Consider the following 16,972-nt stretch of genomic DNA (forward strand, 5'->3'; position numbering starts at 1 on the left):
TAGAGCCCTTCGTGAGGAAGAAGGTCTCCACTTTAAAAAGGACTGAAGCTCAGGACAATTCAATATTGGTAATGAGTTAATTAAGGTATTGCTTAATTAAATTGATTCTCAATGAAACAATCCCTCAATCTTGGCCTCCCAGCTTTGGCCAATTGGAGAGGCCTCAACGGTGTGGGAGCACCAATGACGTGGGCTCCAAACTCAAGGTCTCAGACGACCAGCGTCAAAGCCTGTACCGCCTGGTAGTGCGTCAGGAACACCTGACCACTCAACTCCGCCAGCAAATGGCTGCGCTGCAAACGGTCGAGCACGGGGCCTTTGACCTCGGACAGGTGCAGCTGCACACCTGAAGCCTGCAAGCGGACGTTGATGGTTTCCAGGCTTTCGAGTGCGCTGGCGTCAATGTCATTGACCGCCGAGCATTGCAGCACCACATGCCGCACACCTGGCCGCACAGCCACTTGGGCCGCGATGGTGTCTTCAAGGAAACGGGCGTTGGCAAAGTACAGGCTTTCGTCCACGCGCAGGCCCAAAATGCCCGGCTGCTCCAGCACCGCGTGACGCAGCACATTGCGATAATGCTCGGTGCCCGGCACTTGCCCCACCACCGCGATGTGCGGGCGGCTGGTGCGGTACAGCAGCAACAGCACCGAGGCGCTCACGCCCGCGATCAACCCGGCCTCCACGCCCACCGCCAAGGTCAGACCAAAGGTCAGCAACAAGGCAATGAAATCGGCCTTGGCGTAATGCCAGGTGCGGGCAAACACCCCGACATCGACCAAGGTGAGCACGGCCACCATGATGGTGGCGGCCAAAGTGGCCTGCGGCAAATGAAACAGCCAAGGTGTCAAGAACAAAGCCGCCAGCGCCAGCCCCACAGCGGTGTAAATGCCTGCGGCAGGCGTGCGTGCACCCGCATCAAAATTGACCACTGAGCGCGAAAACCCGCCCGTGACCGGAAAGCCACCGGTGAGGCCTGCGCCCAAATTGCTCAGGCCCAGCGCACGCAGCTCGGCATCGGGGTCTATGCGTTCGCGCCGCTTGGCCGCCAAGGACTGGCCCACCGACACCGACTCCACAAAGCCCACCAAGGAAATCAGCAAAGCAGGCACCCACAAAGCCTGGGCCAGCGCCCATGGGGCGGCCCACCCACCTGTCGCCGAAGCTCCTGATGACACGCCCGGCAGCGTGAGCGGCGGCAAGCCTTGTGGCACCGTGCCCACCACCCGCACCCCCTGCTCAGCCAACTGCCACACGGCTGACAAGGCAATGTTCAAGAGCAGCACCACCACCGGGGCCGCCTTGGCCGCCAAATCGGCCGCGCCCGCAGACACCCCCAAGCGCTTGAGCCCGGGCTTGAGCTGCCGGCGCACCAACAGCAACAGCCCCAAAGCGCCCAGACCCATCGCACTGGTCGGCACATGCAGACTGGGCAAGTTGTGCCACAACTGCGGCAGCAACTGCAGCAAGTTGTCACCCTGCAGCGTCACGCCCAGCAAATGCTTGAGCTGGCTGGCCGCAATCAGCAAACCTGAAGCCGAGACAAAACCCGAGATGACCGGGTGGCTCAAAAAGTTGGCCAAAAAACCCAGCCGCGCCGCGCCCATCACCAGCATGATGGCCCCGCTGAGCAGCGCCAGCATCAAAGCCGCCTCGGTGTAAGCCGCGCTGCCTTGCGCCGCCACCGCGCCCACACTGGCCGCCGTCATGAGCGAGGTCACCGCCGCAGGCCCCACGGCCAAAGTGCCGCTGCTGCCCATCAAGGCGTAGAGCACCAGGGGGGCCATGCTGGCGTACAAGCCCGCTTGTGCGGGCAAGCCCGCCAACAGCGCGTAGGCCAGGCTTTGCGGGATTAGCATCAGCGTCACCACCACAGCGGCTACACCATCGGCGGTGAGCAGCGAGCGGTTGTACCGCCGCCCCCAATCCAGAATGGGAAACCAGCGCTCCAGTGCAGGACTCACAAAGCGTCCACCGGAATCTTGAGGTAACGCTGGCCATTGTCTTCAGGCGGTGGCAAGTGCCCTGCACGCATGTTGATTTGCACCGAAGGCAAGATCAGCACAGGCATGGACAAAGTGGCATCGCGCTTTTCGCGCATGGCCACAAACTCGGCCTCGCTCACGCCCTGGTTCACATGCACATTGGCCTTTTTTTGCTCAGCGACAGTCGTCACGCACTGGGGCTTGCGGGTCTCGGGCGGGTAGTCATGGCACATGTACAGCACCGTGTCGTCCGGCAAGCTCAGCACTTTTTGGATGGACTGGAACAAGGTGCTGGCACTGCCGCCCGGAAAATCGCAGCGCGCCGTGCCGTAGTCGGGCATGAACAAGGTGTCGCCCACAAAGGCCACCTGCCGCGCAGGTTCAGCACTGGCATCGGTGACCACATAGGTCATGCAGGCCGGGGTGTGGCCCGGGGTGTGCATGGCCCGCACTTGCAAAGCGCCGATCTGAAAATCCTCGCCATCGCCCATCAAGCGGTCGAACTGGCTGCCGTCGCGTGCGAATTCGGTGCCCGCGTTGAACAGCTTGCCAAACACATTTTGTACCGTGGTGATGTGCGAACCAATGGCCAGTTGGCCACCGAGTTGTTTTTGCAAATAGGGCGCCGCCGACAAATGGTCAGCGTGCACATGCGTCTCCAAAATCCACTGCACGCGCAAATCCAGCGCCTTCACACGCGCCACCAATTGGTCGGCGCTGGCGGTGCTGGTGCGGCCCGACTTGGGGTCGTAGTCCAGCACGCTGTCGATCAAGGCGCACTGCCGGGTGGAGAGGTCGGCCAGGATGTGGCTGAAGGTGAACGTGGCCGGATCAAAAAACGATTCGATGTGAATGGCGGCTGAACTCATGGTGGCTTCCTTGGCAGTGAAAAAACAAAGGTCCTGACACCCCTTGCCGCCAGGGGGCAAGGGGGCAAGCCTTCAATTTACAGGGACTTGGTCGAGAAATACCAGTCCTTCATGGCGTAGCCCTCGCCTTTGCGCTTGGCAATGGCTTCGGGCGTTTTGGGTGGTGGCACGATCACGTCGCAACCGGGCGTCCAGCCTTCGGGTGTGGCGATCTTGTGGGCATCACTGGTCTGCATGGCTTGCAACAAACGCACAAACTCTTCAATCGAGCGGCCATTGCTCATGGGGTAGTACACCATGGCGCGCAGCTTGCCTTCGGGGTCAATGAAGAAGGTCGCTCGCACGGCCTGGGTGTCGGCCGCGCCGGGGTGGATCATGCCGTAGGCTTGGGCCACTTCCATCTTGATGTCGTCGATGATGGGGAAAGGAATCTCCACACCGAAGTTGTTCTGGATGCTTTGCATCCAGGCCAAGTGCGAGTAGATGCTGTCGATCGACAAGCCAAGCAATTCGCAGTTCATGCTTTTGAACAACTCGGCACGCTTTGCAAAACCGATGAATTCGGTGGTGCACACAGGCGTGAAGTCAGCGGGGTGCGAGAACAAGATGAGCCACTTGCCTTTGTAGTCAGCCAGGCTTCGGGGGCCGTGGGTGGTGTTGGCGCTGAACGCGGGTGCGGCTTCGTTGATGAGGGGCATGGACATGGTGCGTTTCCTTTGAAGTTAACTATAGACTTTTCAAATCGAGAGATTTATTCAATCGACAGGGTCAACTGTACATACCCCTGCAGGTATTCGGTATGAGTTATCTCAATGAAAGGCATAGTGACAATTGCGACCTTCAAATCGCCAAAATTGATCTATCGCAAGCCCTCAGCGCCTTGGCCATGCAAGCCGCCAAAACCACACCTTCAATGCTTGGCAGGCCCTGCGGCTTTGGCCGCCGCGTCAAAACCGCCTTTGGCCTGCCACTCTGACATGCCGCCTTGCAAGATGCGCACGTTCTCCCAGCCTGCAACGCGCAGCGCAAAACCGGCTTGAGCCGACAGCGAACCGGTGTTGCAGTAAATCAGCACCGGTTTGTTTTTGGGAATGGCGTTGCGCTTGGCAAGCACTTGCCGCCAGTCCATGTTGACGGCGCCGGAAATATGCCCCTTGGCAAATTGCACCGGGTCACGCGCATCGATCACCATGAACTTGGGCCACTCGTCTTTGGGAATTTGCTCGGCAAAAATCACACCACCGCCGTAGTCCACAAACTCCAGATACGCCTCCATCTCGTCGGTGGCGATGGCTTTGTTGTCGGCGAGGGCAGCTGGGGCCAGCAGCAAGCTGCCCGCGGTGGCTGCGGCAAGGGCGAGGGTGAGAAAGCGCATGGAGACTCCACTTCGTCAGGTAATATCAGTCAAGACGAATATTGTCGCTGAAAGGCAGCAAGACCTCCCACAAAAACCTCGGCGCACATGTTCAGAGACAAAAATTTCACCGCGCTCTTGCTCACGCTGGCCTTGCATGCCGGCGTCTGGCTGTTGGTGAGCGATCACCAATTCAAAAACGCCAGCCCAGCCGAAACCCCCCAAAGCGCTGAAAAAACAGCTGAAAAAATTGTCTTTTTGGAGCTGATCCCGCCACCGCGCCAGCCGCTGGCCGATCCAGCGCCCACCACCACGCCCCCCACAACACCCATCACGGCGCCCCCGCCCGACACAGCGTTGGCGTCTCCGGCCCCACCGCCCTCACCCGATCGCCCCCGCGCCAGCCAAGCCGCCCCCCCGCCACCCACCGCCGAAGAATGGGCGTTTGCCGCCAACTACACCAACAAAAACAGCAAAGGCTACCGTTACAGCTGGGGCCAGCAGGTGCGCAGCATGATGGGCACCGCCGTCGAAGGCCCAGACCAGGGCCTGGTGCGCTTTCGCATCGAGATCGCGCCGGACGGCCGCTTGACGCAGCTGCAAACCTTGTGGACCACCTCGCCCGTGGCGGAACAACTCGCACGACAAGCCATCCAAAACATGCCGCCGCTGCCGCCCACCCCCACAGGCAAGCCGCTGATTTTTGACAAGACAATTTCGTTTTCGCCCTTTGCCAACGACGGGCCACCGCTTTACAGGGACGACTGCCTGCCCGAGCCGCCCGTGTTCCGCAACCCCTTTGCCTGGGACGGGAAATCGCCCCAAGTGGTGGCCGCGCCCACCCCGACCGCCCCACTCGACCCGCAAGCGCTGGCGGACTGCCTGCGCCAACTGCCCAAAGACAGCGTCGAAGCCGAAAGCGCCAGCGACCAGCGCCTGATGGACCAATGGGGATCGAACAAAACTGGGCGTTGAGCGCCTCACGGGGCTGGGCCCCACTTCAACACCCGCTCAGTCGTCTTCGCCCAACTCAGCATCCCAGCCCATGCCTTTGGCGCGTTGCAAGGCCTCGTCGTGGATGCGGGCGTGCTTGACGGCCAACTCGGGCGGCAAGCGGCTGGGCAGCTGGCCATAAGGCTCCCACGCGGCGTGCACGGCCTCAAACAGCCGCTGCAAATCGCCCGCGTGTTTGCCAGCAAAGCCATCGCCTTCGGGCAACAAACCAAACACCCAAGCGTCGCGGATGATGCGGCCGGTCATGGTCATGCCGTGGTGGTCTTCGTGGTCGATGCCGCTGTAGGTTTTGGTGCGGCTTTGGATGATGCTCATGTCGGGGTCCTGTTCAACGGGTCAGTCCAGCATACAGGACGGGGAGTTTTTCGGGCAGGCGCTCGACCTTGTCGACCACCAAGTAATGGCGTTCGCCAAAAATGCGGCTGACGTATTGGTCGGCTCTGGGGTCCAAACTCATGCAATAGGTGATCACACCATTTCGAGCGGCCGCCTCAACAGCTTTTTTGGTGTCGTGGCGCAGGTATTGAGGATCGCGCACATCCACATCGGCGGGCTCGCCGTCGGTGATGACAAGCAAGAGTTTTTTGCTGCTGCGCTGGGATTTGAGCGCGGCGGTGGCATGCCGAATGGCCGCGCCCATGCGGGTGGACAGCTGGCCTTGCATGCCCGCCAAGCGGGCCTTGGCCAAGTCGTCGTAGGGTTGGTCGAAGTCTTTGAAGCGCCAGTAGTTCACATCGTGGCGGCCATCCGAACAAAAGCCATGGATCGCAAACGGGTCGCCCACCTTCTGGATCGCATCGGCCAACAAAGCGCAGGCCGAGCGGGTCAGGTCCAGCACGGTCTGCTCTTGCCCCGCCACTTTGTCGTTCGTGGAGTGCGACAGGTCAAGCAAGACCAGCACCGAGATGTCTCGGGTTTTGCGCACGCTGCGCATCATGATGCGCGGGTCGGGCTGGCGCCCCATGCGCATCTCGATCACCGACGCCAGCGCAGCGTTGAGGTCGATCTCGTCGCCGTCTTCGAGCTTGCGCATGCGCTGCACGCCTTGGGGCTGCATGGCATCCAAAATGAATTTCATGCGGCCGATCAAGCGGCGGTGCTCGCTCAAGATGCCATCGATCAGCGCCGGGTCACCCGCTTTCGGTCGACGCTCTTGCACCGTGGCCCAAGCGGGGCGCTCGAGCTGGATCATGTGGTCCCATTCACCGTAATGCACGGGCGCCAGCACGGGTTCACGGCCTTCGCTCTCGTTGAAGGACACGCCCAGGTCTTCATAAGGGAACAGCTCGGTGCCCAGCACCCAGACTTCTTGCGCGTCGTCGCCCGCGCCCTCCACTTCCAGCTCGTTGACGAATTCCATCAGGCTGACTTGCTTGCGCACCTGCTGGGGCGGCTCGTAACCCGCAGCGACCGACCGCTCAAAGTCGTAGCCATCAAATGCCCAGAAATAGCGGTTGTCGTCGCGGTAGACGGCCACTTGTCCATCGGTGCGCGGGACGAATGCGGGGCCTTGGGTGAGCTCGCGGTAGCTGTGCGCCAACTGCACACCCATGGCCCACGCTTCGCTATTGTCGTGGGGCTGTGCCAACAGGCGTGGCATGGCTTCGGCCATCAAGGCACGGCCTTGGGCAATCCAAGGGTGGGCATCGTCGTACGTGGGGTCGATCCACGCCCGCGCCATGCGGGCCATCCAATCCCCCGCAGTGGCCTGCTGCGTGGCGGGGGTGGTGTGCAACTGCGCCCACAAAGGCCGCATGCCCGGAAAACGCGCCACCGCCAAGGCCTCGACCCGGGCGTCTTCGGCCAAGGCCACCAAGGCCATCTGCCAAGGACTGAGCGATTCGGCCGAAATCGGCTGGCGCGTGAACACCACGTGGGCGGCGGCGTGCGCGCAGGCCGCGCGGTAAAGCTGGGTGGCGTCCACCAGGCCATCGTTGCCTTGCACGGCGTCCAAGGCGTCGGGCAAGTGGATGAAATAGTCCTCGATGAAGGGGCGCAAGCCTTCCCGATTTTCAAAGTCACCGGCGGTGGGACGCATGAAAAAATCGCGGCCCCACAAGGCGCGCAGGTACATGTTGATGCGCCGCTGCACATCGACCAACAAGGTGCCTTTGCGCTCTTGTTGCAGCATGGCCAAAGACTCTTTGGACTGCAAGCCGAAGTAGGCGATTTGGGCCTCAAAGGCGGTGCGGTGGGCTTGTGCTCCCCACATGGCCCAGCGGCGCAAGCCCCCCAAAGTCAGCTGGCCCAACAGCGCATCGAGCTGGCCCAGCATGGGCCGCAAGCCCCGCGGCGCTTGCGACACCAAGGTGTTGAGGAACTGCAGGTACTGCATGAAGAGGGCTGCGTCGGCCAATCGCTTGGCCGCGGTTGGCGCGGTGGCCAGCACCAACTCGATCACCGAACCCGAGGTTTTGGAGGCCAGCATGAGGGCGGTGGTGGCCAGCTCACCGACCACGTCTTCGCCAATCTCTTTGGCCACCTGCGGCGCGCCATCGATCCAGGCGTTGACCAACTCATGGCCGCGCCCCAAGCCGCGCAAAGCGGCCGCGCCTTTGACGTAGTTGTCCAGACCCCTGGCCGAAAACACCTTGGCGGCCTCTGGCCAAGTGTGGGTGAGCAAGGCCACGGACGTGGGGTCGAGCTGCTCGACCCATTCGGCGTGGTCTTGAAGGTGCACCGACATGGGCTGGCCTGCTTCAGAAGAAGGTCGCCACAGCCGCGTCCAGTGCATCGCGCATGTCGGGGTCGTCGGTGATCGGACGCACCAAGGCCACTCGGCAAGCCGCTTGTGCGGCCACACCTTGGGCAATCAAGCTGCCCGCGTAGATCAACATGCGGGTGGAAATGCCTTCATCCAGGCCATGGCCCTTGAGGTTGCGCGCACGCTCGGCAATGCCCACCAACTTGCCAGCCACGTCGGCGCTGACACCGGTTTCGTGCGCGACGATTTCGGTTTCGATGTCGTGTTCGGGGTAGTTGAAGTCCAGCGCACCAAAACGTTGTTTGGTCGACTGCTTCAGGTCTTTCATCAGGCTTTGGTAGCCCGGGTTGTACGAGATGACGATCTGAAAATCGGGGTGGGCTTGCACCAACTCGCCTTTTTTCTCCAAGGGCAAGACGCGGCGGTTGTCGGTCAATGGATGGATCACCACGGTGGTGTCTTGACGCGCCTCGACGACCTCATCGAGGTAACAAATCGCACCATGGCGTGCAGCCACCGCCAAAGGGCCGTCTTGCCAACGGGTGCCGTTGGCGTCCAACAAGAACCGGCCGACCAGGTCGCTGGCGGTCATGTCTTCGTTGCAGGCCACAGTGATCAGGGGCTTATTTAACTTCCAAGCCATGTGCTCCACAAACCGGGTTTTGCCGCAGCCGGTGGGGCCTTTGAGCATCATGGGCATGCGCACCGAATAGGCAGCCTCGAACAGCTCGACTTCGTCGGTCACGGGGCGGTAATACGGCTCTTGGTTGACGCGGTAGGCGTCGAGTGTTTCGCTCATGTTGGTCTCCGCAGATCAGGGCTGACAGTGCCCGGTGCCATTCAATGTCAAGGCGCGCTTCTTTCAGCGGCACCTTGACATTGAACCCTGCACCACGGATGGCGGTGCAGGCTCCAAAGGGGACTTACACGGTTTTTCCGCGGTAAATCACCATCGCTGTGCCCTGCGATTGGGTGAAGTTGTTGTAGCCAATCAGGCGGATGTGGTTGTCCGGATTGGCTTGTCGGCAAGCAGCGGCTTCGGCCAAAACCTTGTCCACATCGGTCTCGCCAAACATCGGCAGCTTCCACATATACCAGTAGGAGTCCATCAGGTACTGGGGTTCGGTGTGCTCAATGGCGGGGTTCCAGCCTTTCTTGACCAAGTACTCCACTTGCTTGCGGATCTCCGCATCGGTCATGGGCGGCAGGTAAGAAAAAGTCTCGAACTTTCGGCTGGCGGGGTCGGACAGGCGTGAGGTGTAGTCTTGCATGAGTGGCTCCTAACAATAATGGGTTCAATCACTTGTGGGCGATGTCGAGCTTGTCGACGGTGTCGAATTCGAACTTGATTTCTTTCCAGGTTTCCATGGCGATCTTCAGTTCGGGCGAGTGCTTGGCGGCTTCGCTGAGCACGGCTTTGCCTTCTTTCTCAACGGCCACGCCCTCGTTGCGCGCTTTGACGCAGGCCTCGACCGCCACGCGGTTGGCGCAAGCACCGGCCGCGTTGCCCCATGGGTGACCCAAGGTGCCACCACCGAATTGCAAACAGGAGTCGTCGCCAAAAATGTTCACCAGTGCGGGCATGTGCCAAACGTGGATGCCGCCCGAGGCGACGGGGAACATGCCGGGCATGGAGCCGAAGTCTTGGTCAAAGAAAATGCCGCGGCTGCGGTCTTCCTTGATGAAGCTGTCGCGCATGATGTCGATCCAGCCCAAGGTGGCTTCGCGGTCGCCTTCGAGCTTGCCCACCACGGTGCCCGAGTGCAGGTGATCGCCACCCGACAGGCGCAAACACTTGCTGAGCACGCGGAAGTGGATGCCGTGGTGCGGGTTGCGGTCGAGTACGGCGTGCATGGCACGGTGGATGTGCAGCAACATGCCGTTGTCGCGGCACCAGTTGGCCAAACTGGTGTTGGCAGTGAAGCCCCCCGTCAAGAAGTCGTGCATGATGATCGGCGCGCCCAGCTCCTTGGCAAATTCGGCCCGCTTGAACATTTCTTCTACCGTGGGCGAGGTCACGTTGAGGTAGTGGCCTTTGCGCTCACCGGTCTCGCGCTCGGCCTTTTGACAGGCTTCAACGACGAATTCAAAACGGTCGCGCCAGCGCATGAAGGGTTGGCTGTTGACGTTCTCGTCGTCCTTGGTCAAGTCCAAACCACCGCGCAAGCATTCGTACACGGCACGGCCGTAGTTCTTGGCCGACAGGCCCAGCTTGGGTTTGATGGTGCAGCCCAGCAAGGGGCGGCCGTATTTGTTGAAGCGGTCGCGCTCGACCTGGATACCGGCGGGTGGGCCACCACAGGTTTTGACGTAAGCGATGGGGAAACGCACGTCTTCCAAGCGCAGGGCGCGCAGCGCCTTGAAGCCGAACACGTTGCCCACCAAGGAGGTCAACACGTTGACGATGGAGCCCTCTTCGAACAGGTCGATGGGGTAGGCCACGAAGGCGTAAAAACAGGTGTCGTCGCCCGGCACGTCCTCAATTCTGTAAGCGCGGCCCTTGTAATGGTCCAGGTCGGTGAGCAAGTCGGTCCACACCGTGGTCCAAGTGCCGGTCGACGATTCGGCGGCCACCGCAGCGGCGACTTCTTCGCGGGGCACGCCCGCTTGTGGCGTGATCTTGAAACAGGCCAGGATGTCGGTGTCCTTGGGGGTGTAGTGGGGTTCCCAGTAAGTGCTGCGGTATTCCTTGACACCGGCGTTGTAGGTTTTGGTGGCCATGCGTTGTGCTCCTCAATTGAAATGGGCTGGTTGGGAAAAACGTGTCTTCCCTTTTGCAAACGCTGCGGCTCGTCATTCCAGCTCAGCGCCGTGATCGATGTGTTTTTGCACATCTGATCAGGGAATGTCTGGACTTTAAAAATCTTAAGCCCTCAGGTAAATTCAATATTAACCACAAGCGAATTAAGTTAAACCTGAATGAAGAACGCCACCTTCCGCCAATTGCGTGTATTCAACGAGGTGGCACGCCACCTCAGTTTTGTGCGTGCCGCCGAAAACCTGCACCTGACCCCGCCTGCTGTGACCATGCAAGTCAAGGAGCTCGAAGGCCATGTGGGCATGCCCTTGTTTGACCGGCGCGGCAAGCAAGTGAGCCTGACCACCACGGGCGAATACATGCTGGTTTATGCCCGCAAAATTTTGGCCACGGTCAAAGACGCCGAAGACGCCGCAGCCCGTTTGCAGCGGGCCGAGACCGGTGTGCTCACCATTGGCTTTGTCAGCACAGCCAAATATTTTCTGATGCGCTTGCTGGCCGAGTTTCGGATCTTGCACCCCGGCGTGGACATCCAAATTTCGATTGGCAACCGCGACCAACTCGTCAGCATGCTGCAAAACAGCGAGGTCGACATCGCCGTGATGGGACGCCCCCCCAAAGAGCTGCAAACAAGGGCCGAGCCTTTTGCGGCCCACCCCCATGTGTTTGTCTCCGCCGTGAACCACCCGCTGGCCCAGCGGGATCACTTGCGTGTGGAAGACCTGCGGCCCTACGACTTCATCGTGCGTGAAAAAGGCGCAGGAACCCGCGCTGCGATGGAAAAGTTTTTTGAAGACACCCACGTCGAGCCGCGCATGAAAATCCAGCTGCACAGCAACGAGATCATCAAGCAGGCCGTGATGGCGGGGCTGGGCCTGGGTTTTTTGTCACTGCACACCATTGGCCTAGAGCTGGAGCACAACCTGATCCGCATGCTCGATGTGGAAGGCGCACCTGTGGTGCGCTCATGGAACGTGGTGCACACCCAATCCAAAATGCTCTCGCCCGCGGCCGAGTCGTTTCGCTACTTCATGCTCGAAGAAGCCGAAAGCCACCTGGCCCAGCGCTTTGGCATGCACTGGCCCAAGGCCTGAAAGCTTGGCGCTTTCAGCGCTGGCGCATCGCAAGCACGGGCCACAGCAGCAGCGCTGCCGCCACGCCCACACCTGCGGCCATGCCCAGCAAAGCGGCCCAGTCCACCCAATACCCCATGTCGGCCAGCGTGGACTTGGACAAGGACGGCAAAGCCAACACCGCCGCCAGCGACAACAGCACGGCCACAGCCGCCAGCGTGACAGTCTTGACCCGCTTGAGCTTCTTTCGGTTGATCACCATCATCACCGCCCACATCAACACCAAAGGCGCCAAAGCGGGGACCAGGCCTAAGGCCGTTTCGTAGGCGATGTTCATCGCCAGCCAGATTTCATACATGTGCGTCTCCTGATGTTTTGAATGGTCTTCAGACCCGGCCCTTGAGCGTCGCCATGTAGGCGGGCTTGAGCATGCGGTACTTCATCAGCCAGGCAAAGTAACTGGCCTGCAGTGGCTCGATCAGTGGCAACGAGGGCGTGAGACGGCCTTCGTAGTCAAACTCGATCAACATGGCCGAGCCCTCTTTCACGATCAGCGGACACGAGGTGTAGCCGTCAAACTTTTGGCCGGGTGCACGACCCGCGATCACGTCCACCAAGTGCTCGGCCACGATGGGTGCACTCTTTTTGATGGTGGCCGCCGTCTTGCCACGCGGCGTGCCGTTCACATCGCCCACCCCAAACACATTGGGGTAGCGGCGGTGCTGCAAGGTGGCCTTGTCCACCTCCAACCAGCCACCTGCGGCAAAGGGGCCTTCTTTCCAGGCCAGGTCGGAATTCTTGACCGCATCGGGCGCGCGCATGGGCGGCACCACATGGATGAAGTCATAAGACACCTCGGTGCTTGCGCCTTCGGGCGAAACAAAACGCGCCCGCTGCGCACCGATGTCGATGGCCTGCAGCTTTTGCGTGGTCTCGACCGCGATGCCCAAGTCGTTCCAGCGCGAGAGCACGTTGTCGTTGACCACCTTGACGCCGAACACATTGCCCAGCGCCGAGAAAAACGTGACTTTGGATTGGCCCAGCGTGCCCGACTGCGCCAGGCGGTCGCGCAGCATGAAGGTCATCTTCAGCGGCGCACCCGCGCACTTGAGGGGCGTGGCGGGCAGCGTCAGCACCGCATTGCCACCCTTGAGCCGAAACGCGTCCATGCTGGCCCAAGTGGCCTGCGCCGCCTCGGGGCTGGGGTACACGCTGGTCAGCCCCTTTTGGCCAATCGCATTCACATCCATGCCCTCGATCAGCGACCAGTCTTGGTGCGTGCCCATGGCCACCACCAGGTAGTCGTACTTGACCCGCTGGCCCGAAGACGTGACCACCGTGTTGCTGGCCGGGTCCAGTTCGCTGACCATGTCTTTGATCCAGTTGAGCTGCGGCGGGTGGAAGTCGGCGTTGCGGTCGCGCACCTTGCTCACCGGCCACACGCCCGTGGCCACCAGGGTGTAGCCGGGCTGGTAGTTGTGCTCTTCCTTGCGGTCGATCAGGGTGATCTTGGCCCCGTCGAGCAAGGCATGGAGCCGGTTGGCCACCGCAATGCCGCCCAGGCCACTGCCCAAAATCACGATGTGCGCCTGCGTTTTGGTTTTGGCCGCCTGGGCAGCGGGCGCGGCGCTGGCCAAAACGGCTGCGCCTGCCGAGCCCAGCAACCACTGGCGGCGGCTCAGCGCGGGGGTTGAAGCGCGGGTAGGGGTTGGGGTGGGGGTGGGATTAGTGGCCATGGTGTCTCCTCTTGCAGAGAAGGCATCTTGGCAGTTTGAAAAGCAAACGACTTGAGACAAATCAATTTCGGGCAAGATGCCACGATGATCGATTCGTGGTCACGTCAATCTGCAGTATGTTTTTAAATGGTTCGGATTCAGAAAGCGCCAGCCTATATATAGGTATTTGCTTATATGTCTACAATGGGTTATGGAACATTTCACACCTGTCAATATGTCTGACCGCTTTGCACGCGGTTTTACAAAAAGTCTGCGGTTCATCGCCGACACCTTTTTCGCCAAACGTTACGGTCATCGAGCTGTCATTTTGGAAACTGTAGCGGCGGTACCCGGCATGGTTGCAGGCATGTGGACTCACCTCAAAAGTCTTCGTCAAATGCGCACTGGTTACGGGCCCAAGATCAGAACTCTTTTGGGGGAAGCAGAAAACGAGCGCATGCACTTGATGACGTTCATTGAAATTTCAAAGCCCAACTTTTTCGAGCGCTCGGTGGTACTGGTTGCCCAGGCTGTTTTCTGGCACCTGTACTTTGTGATTTACGTGTTTTTTCCACGTACTGCTCACCGCATTGTGGGCTATTTTGAAGAAGAAGCCGTTTACAGCTACACCGAGTACCTGCGCGAAATTGACGAGGGCCGAATAGCCAACGTTGCCGCACCCAAGCTGGCCATTGACTATTGGAAACTTGCTGCCGACGCCACCCTGCGAGACGTTGTCATCGCTGTGCGCAAAGACGAAGAAGAGCACCGTGATGTGAACCACGAATTTGCCAACGAGTACGACCGAGGTGTTTGGTCATAACTCCCACAACCCACAATGGCACCTGTCCAAACGAATGCGCAATTGAAGTGGCTTACCCATGGGTACGTTTAAACGGTTGATCAATCAACAAATGTCCATGTGCGGTGGCACATCCGCCGCGCTGCGCTGGCTTAGCGCTGCAACAGCACCTCGTTCGTGATTTCATAACGCCTGCCCTGTTTGTCGCAGGGCTTCAGGGCGCCGTCGCGCACCAAGCTGCTGATCTCGCGGCTGACGGTTTCGAGTTTGATGTCGAGCATGGCGCCCATGTCGTCGCGCGCAAAAAACGAGGTGATGCTGGGTTGGTCGGGGTCGCGCATTTTGAGGGCCAAGGCGGCCACGCGTTGGCGGGCCGAGCCGAAATTCAGGTCGGCCAGCCAGTCGTCGGCGTCTTTCAGGGCGTGCTGCCACTTTTGCATCAGGCGCTTGTGCAGGCGGGGCGAATTGGCCGCAAGGTGGTGCAGCACCGACAGCGGGATGCGGCAGACCTGGGCTTCGACCAAGGCGATGGCTTCGCTGTCGTAGCGGGCGGTGGCCAAGGCTTCGAGGCCGATCACGTCGCCCGGGCGCAGCACGCGCACGATGCGTTCGCGGCCATCGGCGGTGGTGCGCACCAGTTTGACCATGCCTTTGCGCAAGGTGAACACACCCACAGCGGTTTGGCCCTCGGTGTACAGCGCCATGTCGGGCGAGAACACCATGTCGTCGATGGGGGTGTGGATTTCGCCAAAGTCCTGCTCGTTCAGATCGGCAAACAACACCATGTCGCGGATACCGCAGTTGCGGCAGTCCGAGGTACCTTTCCAGGCCGAGTCAATTTTGATGGGGATCATGCTTTGAATTTAGCACGTCCAACGTGCCCCAACTGACGCGCGGGCTGGTTTTACAGGGCCTTGCGCCCTTGCGCCATGCGCTCTTCCAGGTAGGGGCCATAAAAGTCGGGCAGGTAGGCCCCTTCCATGCGCTCGGCCACTTCTTTGCCGCCGGGCCCAAAGAACAACAAGGTGGGTGTGATGGAGACTTTCCACCGCCGGGCCAGTTCATCATGGGTGGTCAGCTTGCCTGCAAAGTCGAGCACGGGTTGGTTGTTGCGCATGTCCACCTGCACGATGGCGGTGCCTGCAAGCGCCATGGGCGAGAGATGGCTTTGCCGGGCCTGGCGGCAAAAGACGCAGCCGTCCAAGCTGACCATGACGATCAAGGGCTGCTTGTTTTTCAGGGCGCGGGCCAGTTCGTCGGGCAGTGATTGGGCGGCGGGCAAGGTGGCCGCACGACCCGATTGCGCCCTAACGGGTGTGGCTGCAAGCGATACCCCCACCCGTAAAAGCAAATCGCGACGACGCAAAACAGAAGAAGAAAACATAGTCAGGTTGGAAGCCATGAATTGCGGACCGTGGACAATAGCGGGTTTTGCGTGGCGGTCTGGCACGTCCAATGACCCGCACTATCTAATATAAGAAACCAATGAATTATTGGAGAAATCCATGAATCTCGCAAGCTTGCTTGAAACTTGGGGAGACACAAATGTACTGGCCATGGCCGGTGCATTGGTGGGCTTCATCTTTGGCCTGGCGGCCCAGCGCAGCCGATTTTGTGCCCGTGCGGCCGTGGTGGAGTGCTGCGAAGGTCAAACGGGCGACCGTTTCAGCGTGTGGTGGCTGGCTTTTGGCGCGGCGCTGGTGGGCGTGCAGGCGCTGGTGTGGGCAGGCGCGCTAAAGCCTTCTGACGCCCGCTACATAGGGGCTGTCGGCAGCATCTCAGGCGCGGTGCTGGGTGGCTTGTTGTTTGGGGCAGGCATGATTTTGACGCGCGGCTGCGCCAGCCGTTTGCTGATTTTGTCGGGCAATGGCAATTTGCGCGCCTTGCTGGCTGGCTTGGTGTTTGCCGTCACGGTGCAAGCGAGCATTGCCGGTTGGCTGGCACCTGCCCGCCAGGCCTTGGCCAGTTGGTGGCCCATCGATGGCGGAGCCGGGCGTGATTTGCTGCAGATCACGGGCATGGGCCCCACGGGTGGGCTGGTGCTGGCGCTGCTCGCTTTGGGCACCGGGTTTTACTTTTTCTTCAAGACGCACCAGCGCCGTTGGGGCTTGGCGCTGGGGGCCATCGTTGTGGGCTTGAGCATTGCGCTGGGCTGGGGCCTGACGCAGGCCATCGCCTCGCAGTCGTTTGAGTCCATTCAAATCCAAAGCCTGAGCTTCAGCGGTGCCTCAGCCGAAATGCTGATGCGGGTCCTGTCCAGCGCCACATCCCCCAACCTGGGTTTTGATGCGGGTTTGCTGCCCGCCACCTTCGTGGGCTCTTTGCTGGGCGCACTAATGGGCGGCGACTTCAAGTTCGAGGGCTTCCAGACCGAAAACAAACTGGGCCACTACCTCACGGGTGCGGTGCTCATGGGCTTTGGCGCGGTGCTGGCCGGCGGCTGCACGGTGGGCGCGGGCATGACCGGGGGTTCGATCTTTTCGCTCACCGCCTGGCTGACCCTGATCGCCATTTGGTTGGGTGCGGGCCTGTCCTGGCGCATTCACCGCAGCATGGGCTGGCAGATCTGATTGTTTTTTCTTAGCTTGCGCTCCTGCTGGCTGAAGTTTTAATGTGGTTCACCGGTATCCCGTAGGTCGGTGGCTTTAGCCCCGACATTGCGGGCTTCGGCTTGGACTGCATGTCGGGGCTAAAGCCA

The 16,972-nt window shown here is 60.5% G+C and carries 17 protein-coding genes; 4 read left to right on the forward strand and 13 right to left on the reverse strand.

What is annotated here, in order from left to right:
• Positions 1–209 precede the first annotated feature (209 nt).
• From Q0O99_RS16545 to Q0O99_RS16560, 4 genes are all read right to left on the reverse strand, one after another.
• Positions 210–1,964 carry a SulP family inorganic anion transporter gene (locus Q0O99_RS16545; RefSeq protein WP_293753073.1) on the reverse strand — a complete coding sequence of 585 codons (1,755 nt, stop codon included), beginning with the start codon at positions 1,962–1,964 and terminating at the stop codon, positions 210–212.
• Positions 1,961–2,854 carry an MBL fold metallo-hydrolase gene (locus Q0O99_RS16550; RefSeq protein ID WP_293753074.1) on the reverse strand — a complete coding sequence of 298 codons (894 nt, stop codon included), beginning with the start codon at positions 2,852–2,854 and terminating at the stop codon, positions 1,961–1,963. Before Q0O99_RS16550 ends, Q0O99_RS16545 begins: the two co-directional genes overlap by 4 nt.
• Positions 2,855–2,931: 77 nt before the next feature.
• Positions 2,932–3,558: a peroxiredoxin gene (locus Q0O99_RS16555; protein WP_090140118.1), complete on the reverse strand. Its 627-nt coding sequence runs from the start codon at positions 3,556–3,558 to the stop codon at positions 2,932–2,934.
• A 206-nt stretch (positions 3,559–3,764) separates the two neighbouring features.
• A complete protein-coding gene (locus Q0O99_RS16560; protein ID WP_293753075.1) occupies positions 3,765–4,229 on the reverse strand; it encodes a rhodanese-like domain-containing protein in 465 nt (154 codons plus the stop codon).
• Between the two features lie 87 nt (positions 4,230–4,316).
• Between Q0O99_RS16560 and Q0O99_RS16565 the strand changes: the two genes are divergently transcribed.
• Positions 4,317–5,183, forward strand: coding sequence for an energy transducer TonB (locus tag Q0O99_RS16565; protein WP_293753076.1), 867 nt, complete (start codon positions 4,317–4,319; stop codon positions 5,181–5,183).
• 36 nt (positions 5,184–5,219) lie between these two features.
• Here the strand turns inward: Q0O99_RS16565 and Q0O99_RS16570 are convergent, their stop codons facing one another.
• The 5 genes from Q0O99_RS16570 to Q0O99_RS16590 form a co-directional block, all read right to left on the reverse strand.
• A complete protein-coding gene (locus Q0O99_RS16570) occupies positions 5,220–5,537 on the reverse strand; it encodes a hypothetical protein (protein ID WP_293753077.1) in 318 nt (105 codons plus the stop codon).
• A 13-nt stretch (positions 5,538–5,550) separates the two neighbouring features.
• Entirely contained in the window at positions 5,551–7,908 is a 2,358-nt protein-coding gene (locus Q0O99_RS16575; RefSeq protein ID WP_293753078.1) for a nitric oxide reductase activation protein NorD, read from the reverse strand.
• 13 nt (positions 7,909–7,921) lie between these two features.
• On the reverse strand, positions 7,922–8,725 hold the full coding sequence (locus Q0O99_RS16580) for a CbbQ/NirQ/NorQ/GpvN family protein (RefSeq protein WP_293753079.1): 804 nt from the start codon (positions 8,723–8,725) through the stop codon (positions 7,922–7,924).
• A 124-nt stretch (positions 8,726–8,849) separates the two neighbouring features.
• Positions 8,850–9,197: a ribulose bisphosphate carboxylase small subunit gene (locus Q0O99_RS16585; RefSeq protein ID WP_293753080.1), complete on the reverse strand. Its 348-nt coding sequence runs from the start codon at positions 9,195–9,197 to the stop codon at positions 8,850–8,852.
• Positions 9,198–9,225: 28 nt separating this feature from the next.
• Positions 9,226–10,647: a form I ribulose bisphosphate carboxylase large subunit gene (locus tag Q0O99_RS16590; RefSeq protein ID WP_293753081.1), complete on the reverse strand. Its 1,422-nt coding sequence runs from the start codon at positions 10,645–10,647 to the stop codon at positions 9,226–9,228.
• A gap of 198 nt (positions 10,648–10,845) precedes the next feature.
• Between Q0O99_RS16590 and Q0O99_RS16595 the strand changes: the two genes are divergently transcribed.
• Complete coding sequence (locus tag Q0O99_RS16595) at positions 10,846–11,778, forward strand: LysR family transcriptional regulator (protein WP_293753082.1); 933 nt, start codon at positions 10,846–10,848, stop codon at positions 11,776–11,778.
• Positions 11,779–11,791: 13 nt separating this feature from the next.
• On the opposite strand, the gene Q0O99_RS16600 is transcribed toward Q0O99_RS16595, so the two are convergent.
• Both Q0O99_RS16600 and Q0O99_RS16605 read right to left on the reverse strand, forming a co-directional pair.
• Positions 11,792–12,115: a hypothetical protein gene (locus tag Q0O99_RS16600; RefSeq protein WP_293753083.1), complete on the reverse strand. Its 324-nt coding sequence runs from the start codon at positions 12,113–12,115 to the stop codon at positions 11,792–11,794.
• 28 nt (positions 12,116–12,143) lie between these two features.
• Positions 12,144–13,493, reverse strand: coding sequence for an FAD/NAD(P)-binding oxidoreductase (locus Q0O99_RS16605; protein WP_293753084.1), 1,350 nt, complete (start codon positions 13,491–13,493; stop codon positions 12,144–12,146).
• Positions 13,494–13,683: 190 nt separating this feature from the next.
• On the opposite strand from Q0O99_RS16605, the gene Q0O99_RS16610 reads away from it, so the two are divergent.
• The gene (locus Q0O99_RS16610; protein WP_293753085.1) at positions 13,684–14,295 is read left to right on the forward strand and encodes an alternative oxidase; all 612 of its coding nucleotides are present in this window, start codon (positions 13,684–13,686) and stop codon (positions 14,293–14,295) included.
• A gap of 131 nt (positions 14,296–14,426) precedes the next feature.
• On the opposite strand, the gene Q0O99_RS16615 is transcribed toward Q0O99_RS16610, so the two are convergent.
• Positions 14,427–15,128 (reverse strand): Crp/Fnr family transcriptional regulator, encoded by a 702-nt coding sequence (locus tag Q0O99_RS16615; protein WP_293753086.1) that lies wholly within the window; start codon positions 15,126–15,128, stop codon positions 14,427–14,429.
• Between the two features lie 50 nt (positions 15,129–15,178).
• Positions 15,179–15,676 (reverse strand): thioredoxin fold domain-containing protein, encoded by a 498-nt coding sequence (locus Q0O99_RS16620; RefSeq protein ID WP_293753087.1) that lies wholly within the window; start codon positions 15,674–15,676, stop codon positions 15,179–15,181.
• A gap of 103 nt (positions 15,677–15,779) precedes the next feature.
• Between Q0O99_RS16620 and Q0O99_RS16625 the strand changes: the two genes are divergently transcribed.
• The gene (locus Q0O99_RS16625) at positions 15,780–16,844 is read left to right on the forward strand and encodes a YeeE/YedE family protein (protein ID WP_293753088.1); all 1,065 of its coding nucleotides are present in this window, start codon (positions 15,780–15,782) and stop codon (positions 16,842–16,844) included.
• The last annotated feature ends 128 nt before the right edge of the window (positions 16,845–16,972 follow it).

Source organism: Limnohabitans sp. Rim8, from assembly GCF_945901735.1.
Lineage (GTDB): Bacteria > Pseudomonadota > Gammaproteobacteria > Burkholderiales > Burkholderiaceae_C > Limnohabitans_A.

What these genes read in the sequence shown, in the direction of transcription:
- Q0O99_RS16550 (WP_293753074.1), bottom strand. Translation starts at nt 2,854, where the DNA reads ATGAGTTCAGCCGCCATTCACATCGAATCGTTTTTTGATCCGGCCACG.
- Q0O99_RS16555 (WP_090140118.1), bottom strand. Translation starts at nt 3,558, where the DNA reads ATGTCCATGCCCCTCATCAACGAAGCCGCACCCGCGTTCAGCGCCAAC.
- Q0O99_RS16560 (WP_293753075.1), bottom strand. Translation starts at nt 4,229, where the DNA reads ATGCGCTTTCTCACCCTCGCCCTTGCCGCAGCCACCGCGGGCAGCTTG.
- Q0O99_RS16565 (WP_293753076.1), top strand. Translation starts at nt 4,317, where the DNA reads ATGTTCAGAGACAAAAATTTCACCGCGCTCTTGCTCACGCTGGCCTTG.
- Q0O99_RS16570 (WP_293753077.1), bottom strand. Translation starts at nt 5,537, where the DNA reads ATGAGCATCATCCAAAGCCGCACCAAAACCTACAGCGGCATCGACCAC.
- Q0O99_RS16575 (WP_293753078.1), bottom strand. Translation starts at nt 7,908, where the DNA reads ATGTCGGTGCACCTTCAAGACCACGCCGAATGGGTCGAGCAGCTCGAC.
- Q0O99_RS16580 (WP_293753079.1), bottom strand. Translation starts at nt 8,725, where the DNA reads ATGAGCGAAACACTCGACGCCTACCGCGTCAACCAAGAGCCGTATTAC.
- Q0O99_RS16585 (WP_293753080.1), bottom strand. Translation starts at nt 9,197, where the DNA reads ATGCAAGACTACACCTCACGCCTGTCCGACCCCGCCAGCCGAAAGTTC.
- Q0O99_RS16590 (WP_293753081.1), bottom strand. Translation starts at nt 10,647, where the DNA reads ATGGCCACCAAAACCTACAACGCCGGTGTCAAGGAATACCGCAGCACT.
- Q0O99_RS16595 (WP_293753082.1), top strand. Translation starts at nt 10,846, where the DNA reads ATGAAGAACGCCACCTTCCGCCAATTGCGTGTATTCAACGAGGTGGCA.
- Q0O99_RS16600 (WP_293753083.1), bottom strand. Translation starts at nt 12,115, where the DNA reads ATGTATGAAATCTGGCTGGCGATGAACATCGCCTACGAAACGGCCTTA.
- Q0O99_RS16605 (WP_293753084.1), bottom strand. Translation starts at nt 13,493, where the DNA reads ATGGCCACTAATCCCACCCCCACCCCAACCCCTACCCGCGCTTCAACC.
- Q0O99_RS16610 (WP_293753085.1), top strand. Translation starts at nt 13,684, where the DNA reads ATGGAACATTTCACACCTGTCAATATGTCTGACCGCTTTGCACGCGGT.
- Q0O99_RS16615 (WP_293753086.1), bottom strand. Translation starts at nt 15,128, where the DNA reads ATGATCCCCATCAAAATTGACTCGGCCTGGAAAGGTACCTCGGACTGC.
- Q0O99_RS16620 (WP_293753087.1), bottom strand. Translation starts at nt 15,676, where the DNA reads ATGGCTTCCAACCTGACTATGTTTTCTTCTTCTGTTTTGCGTCGTCGC.
- Q0O99_RS16625 (WP_293753088.1), top strand. Translation starts at nt 15,780, where the DNA reads ATGAATCTCGCAAGCTTGCTTGAAACTTGGGGAGACACAAATGTACTG.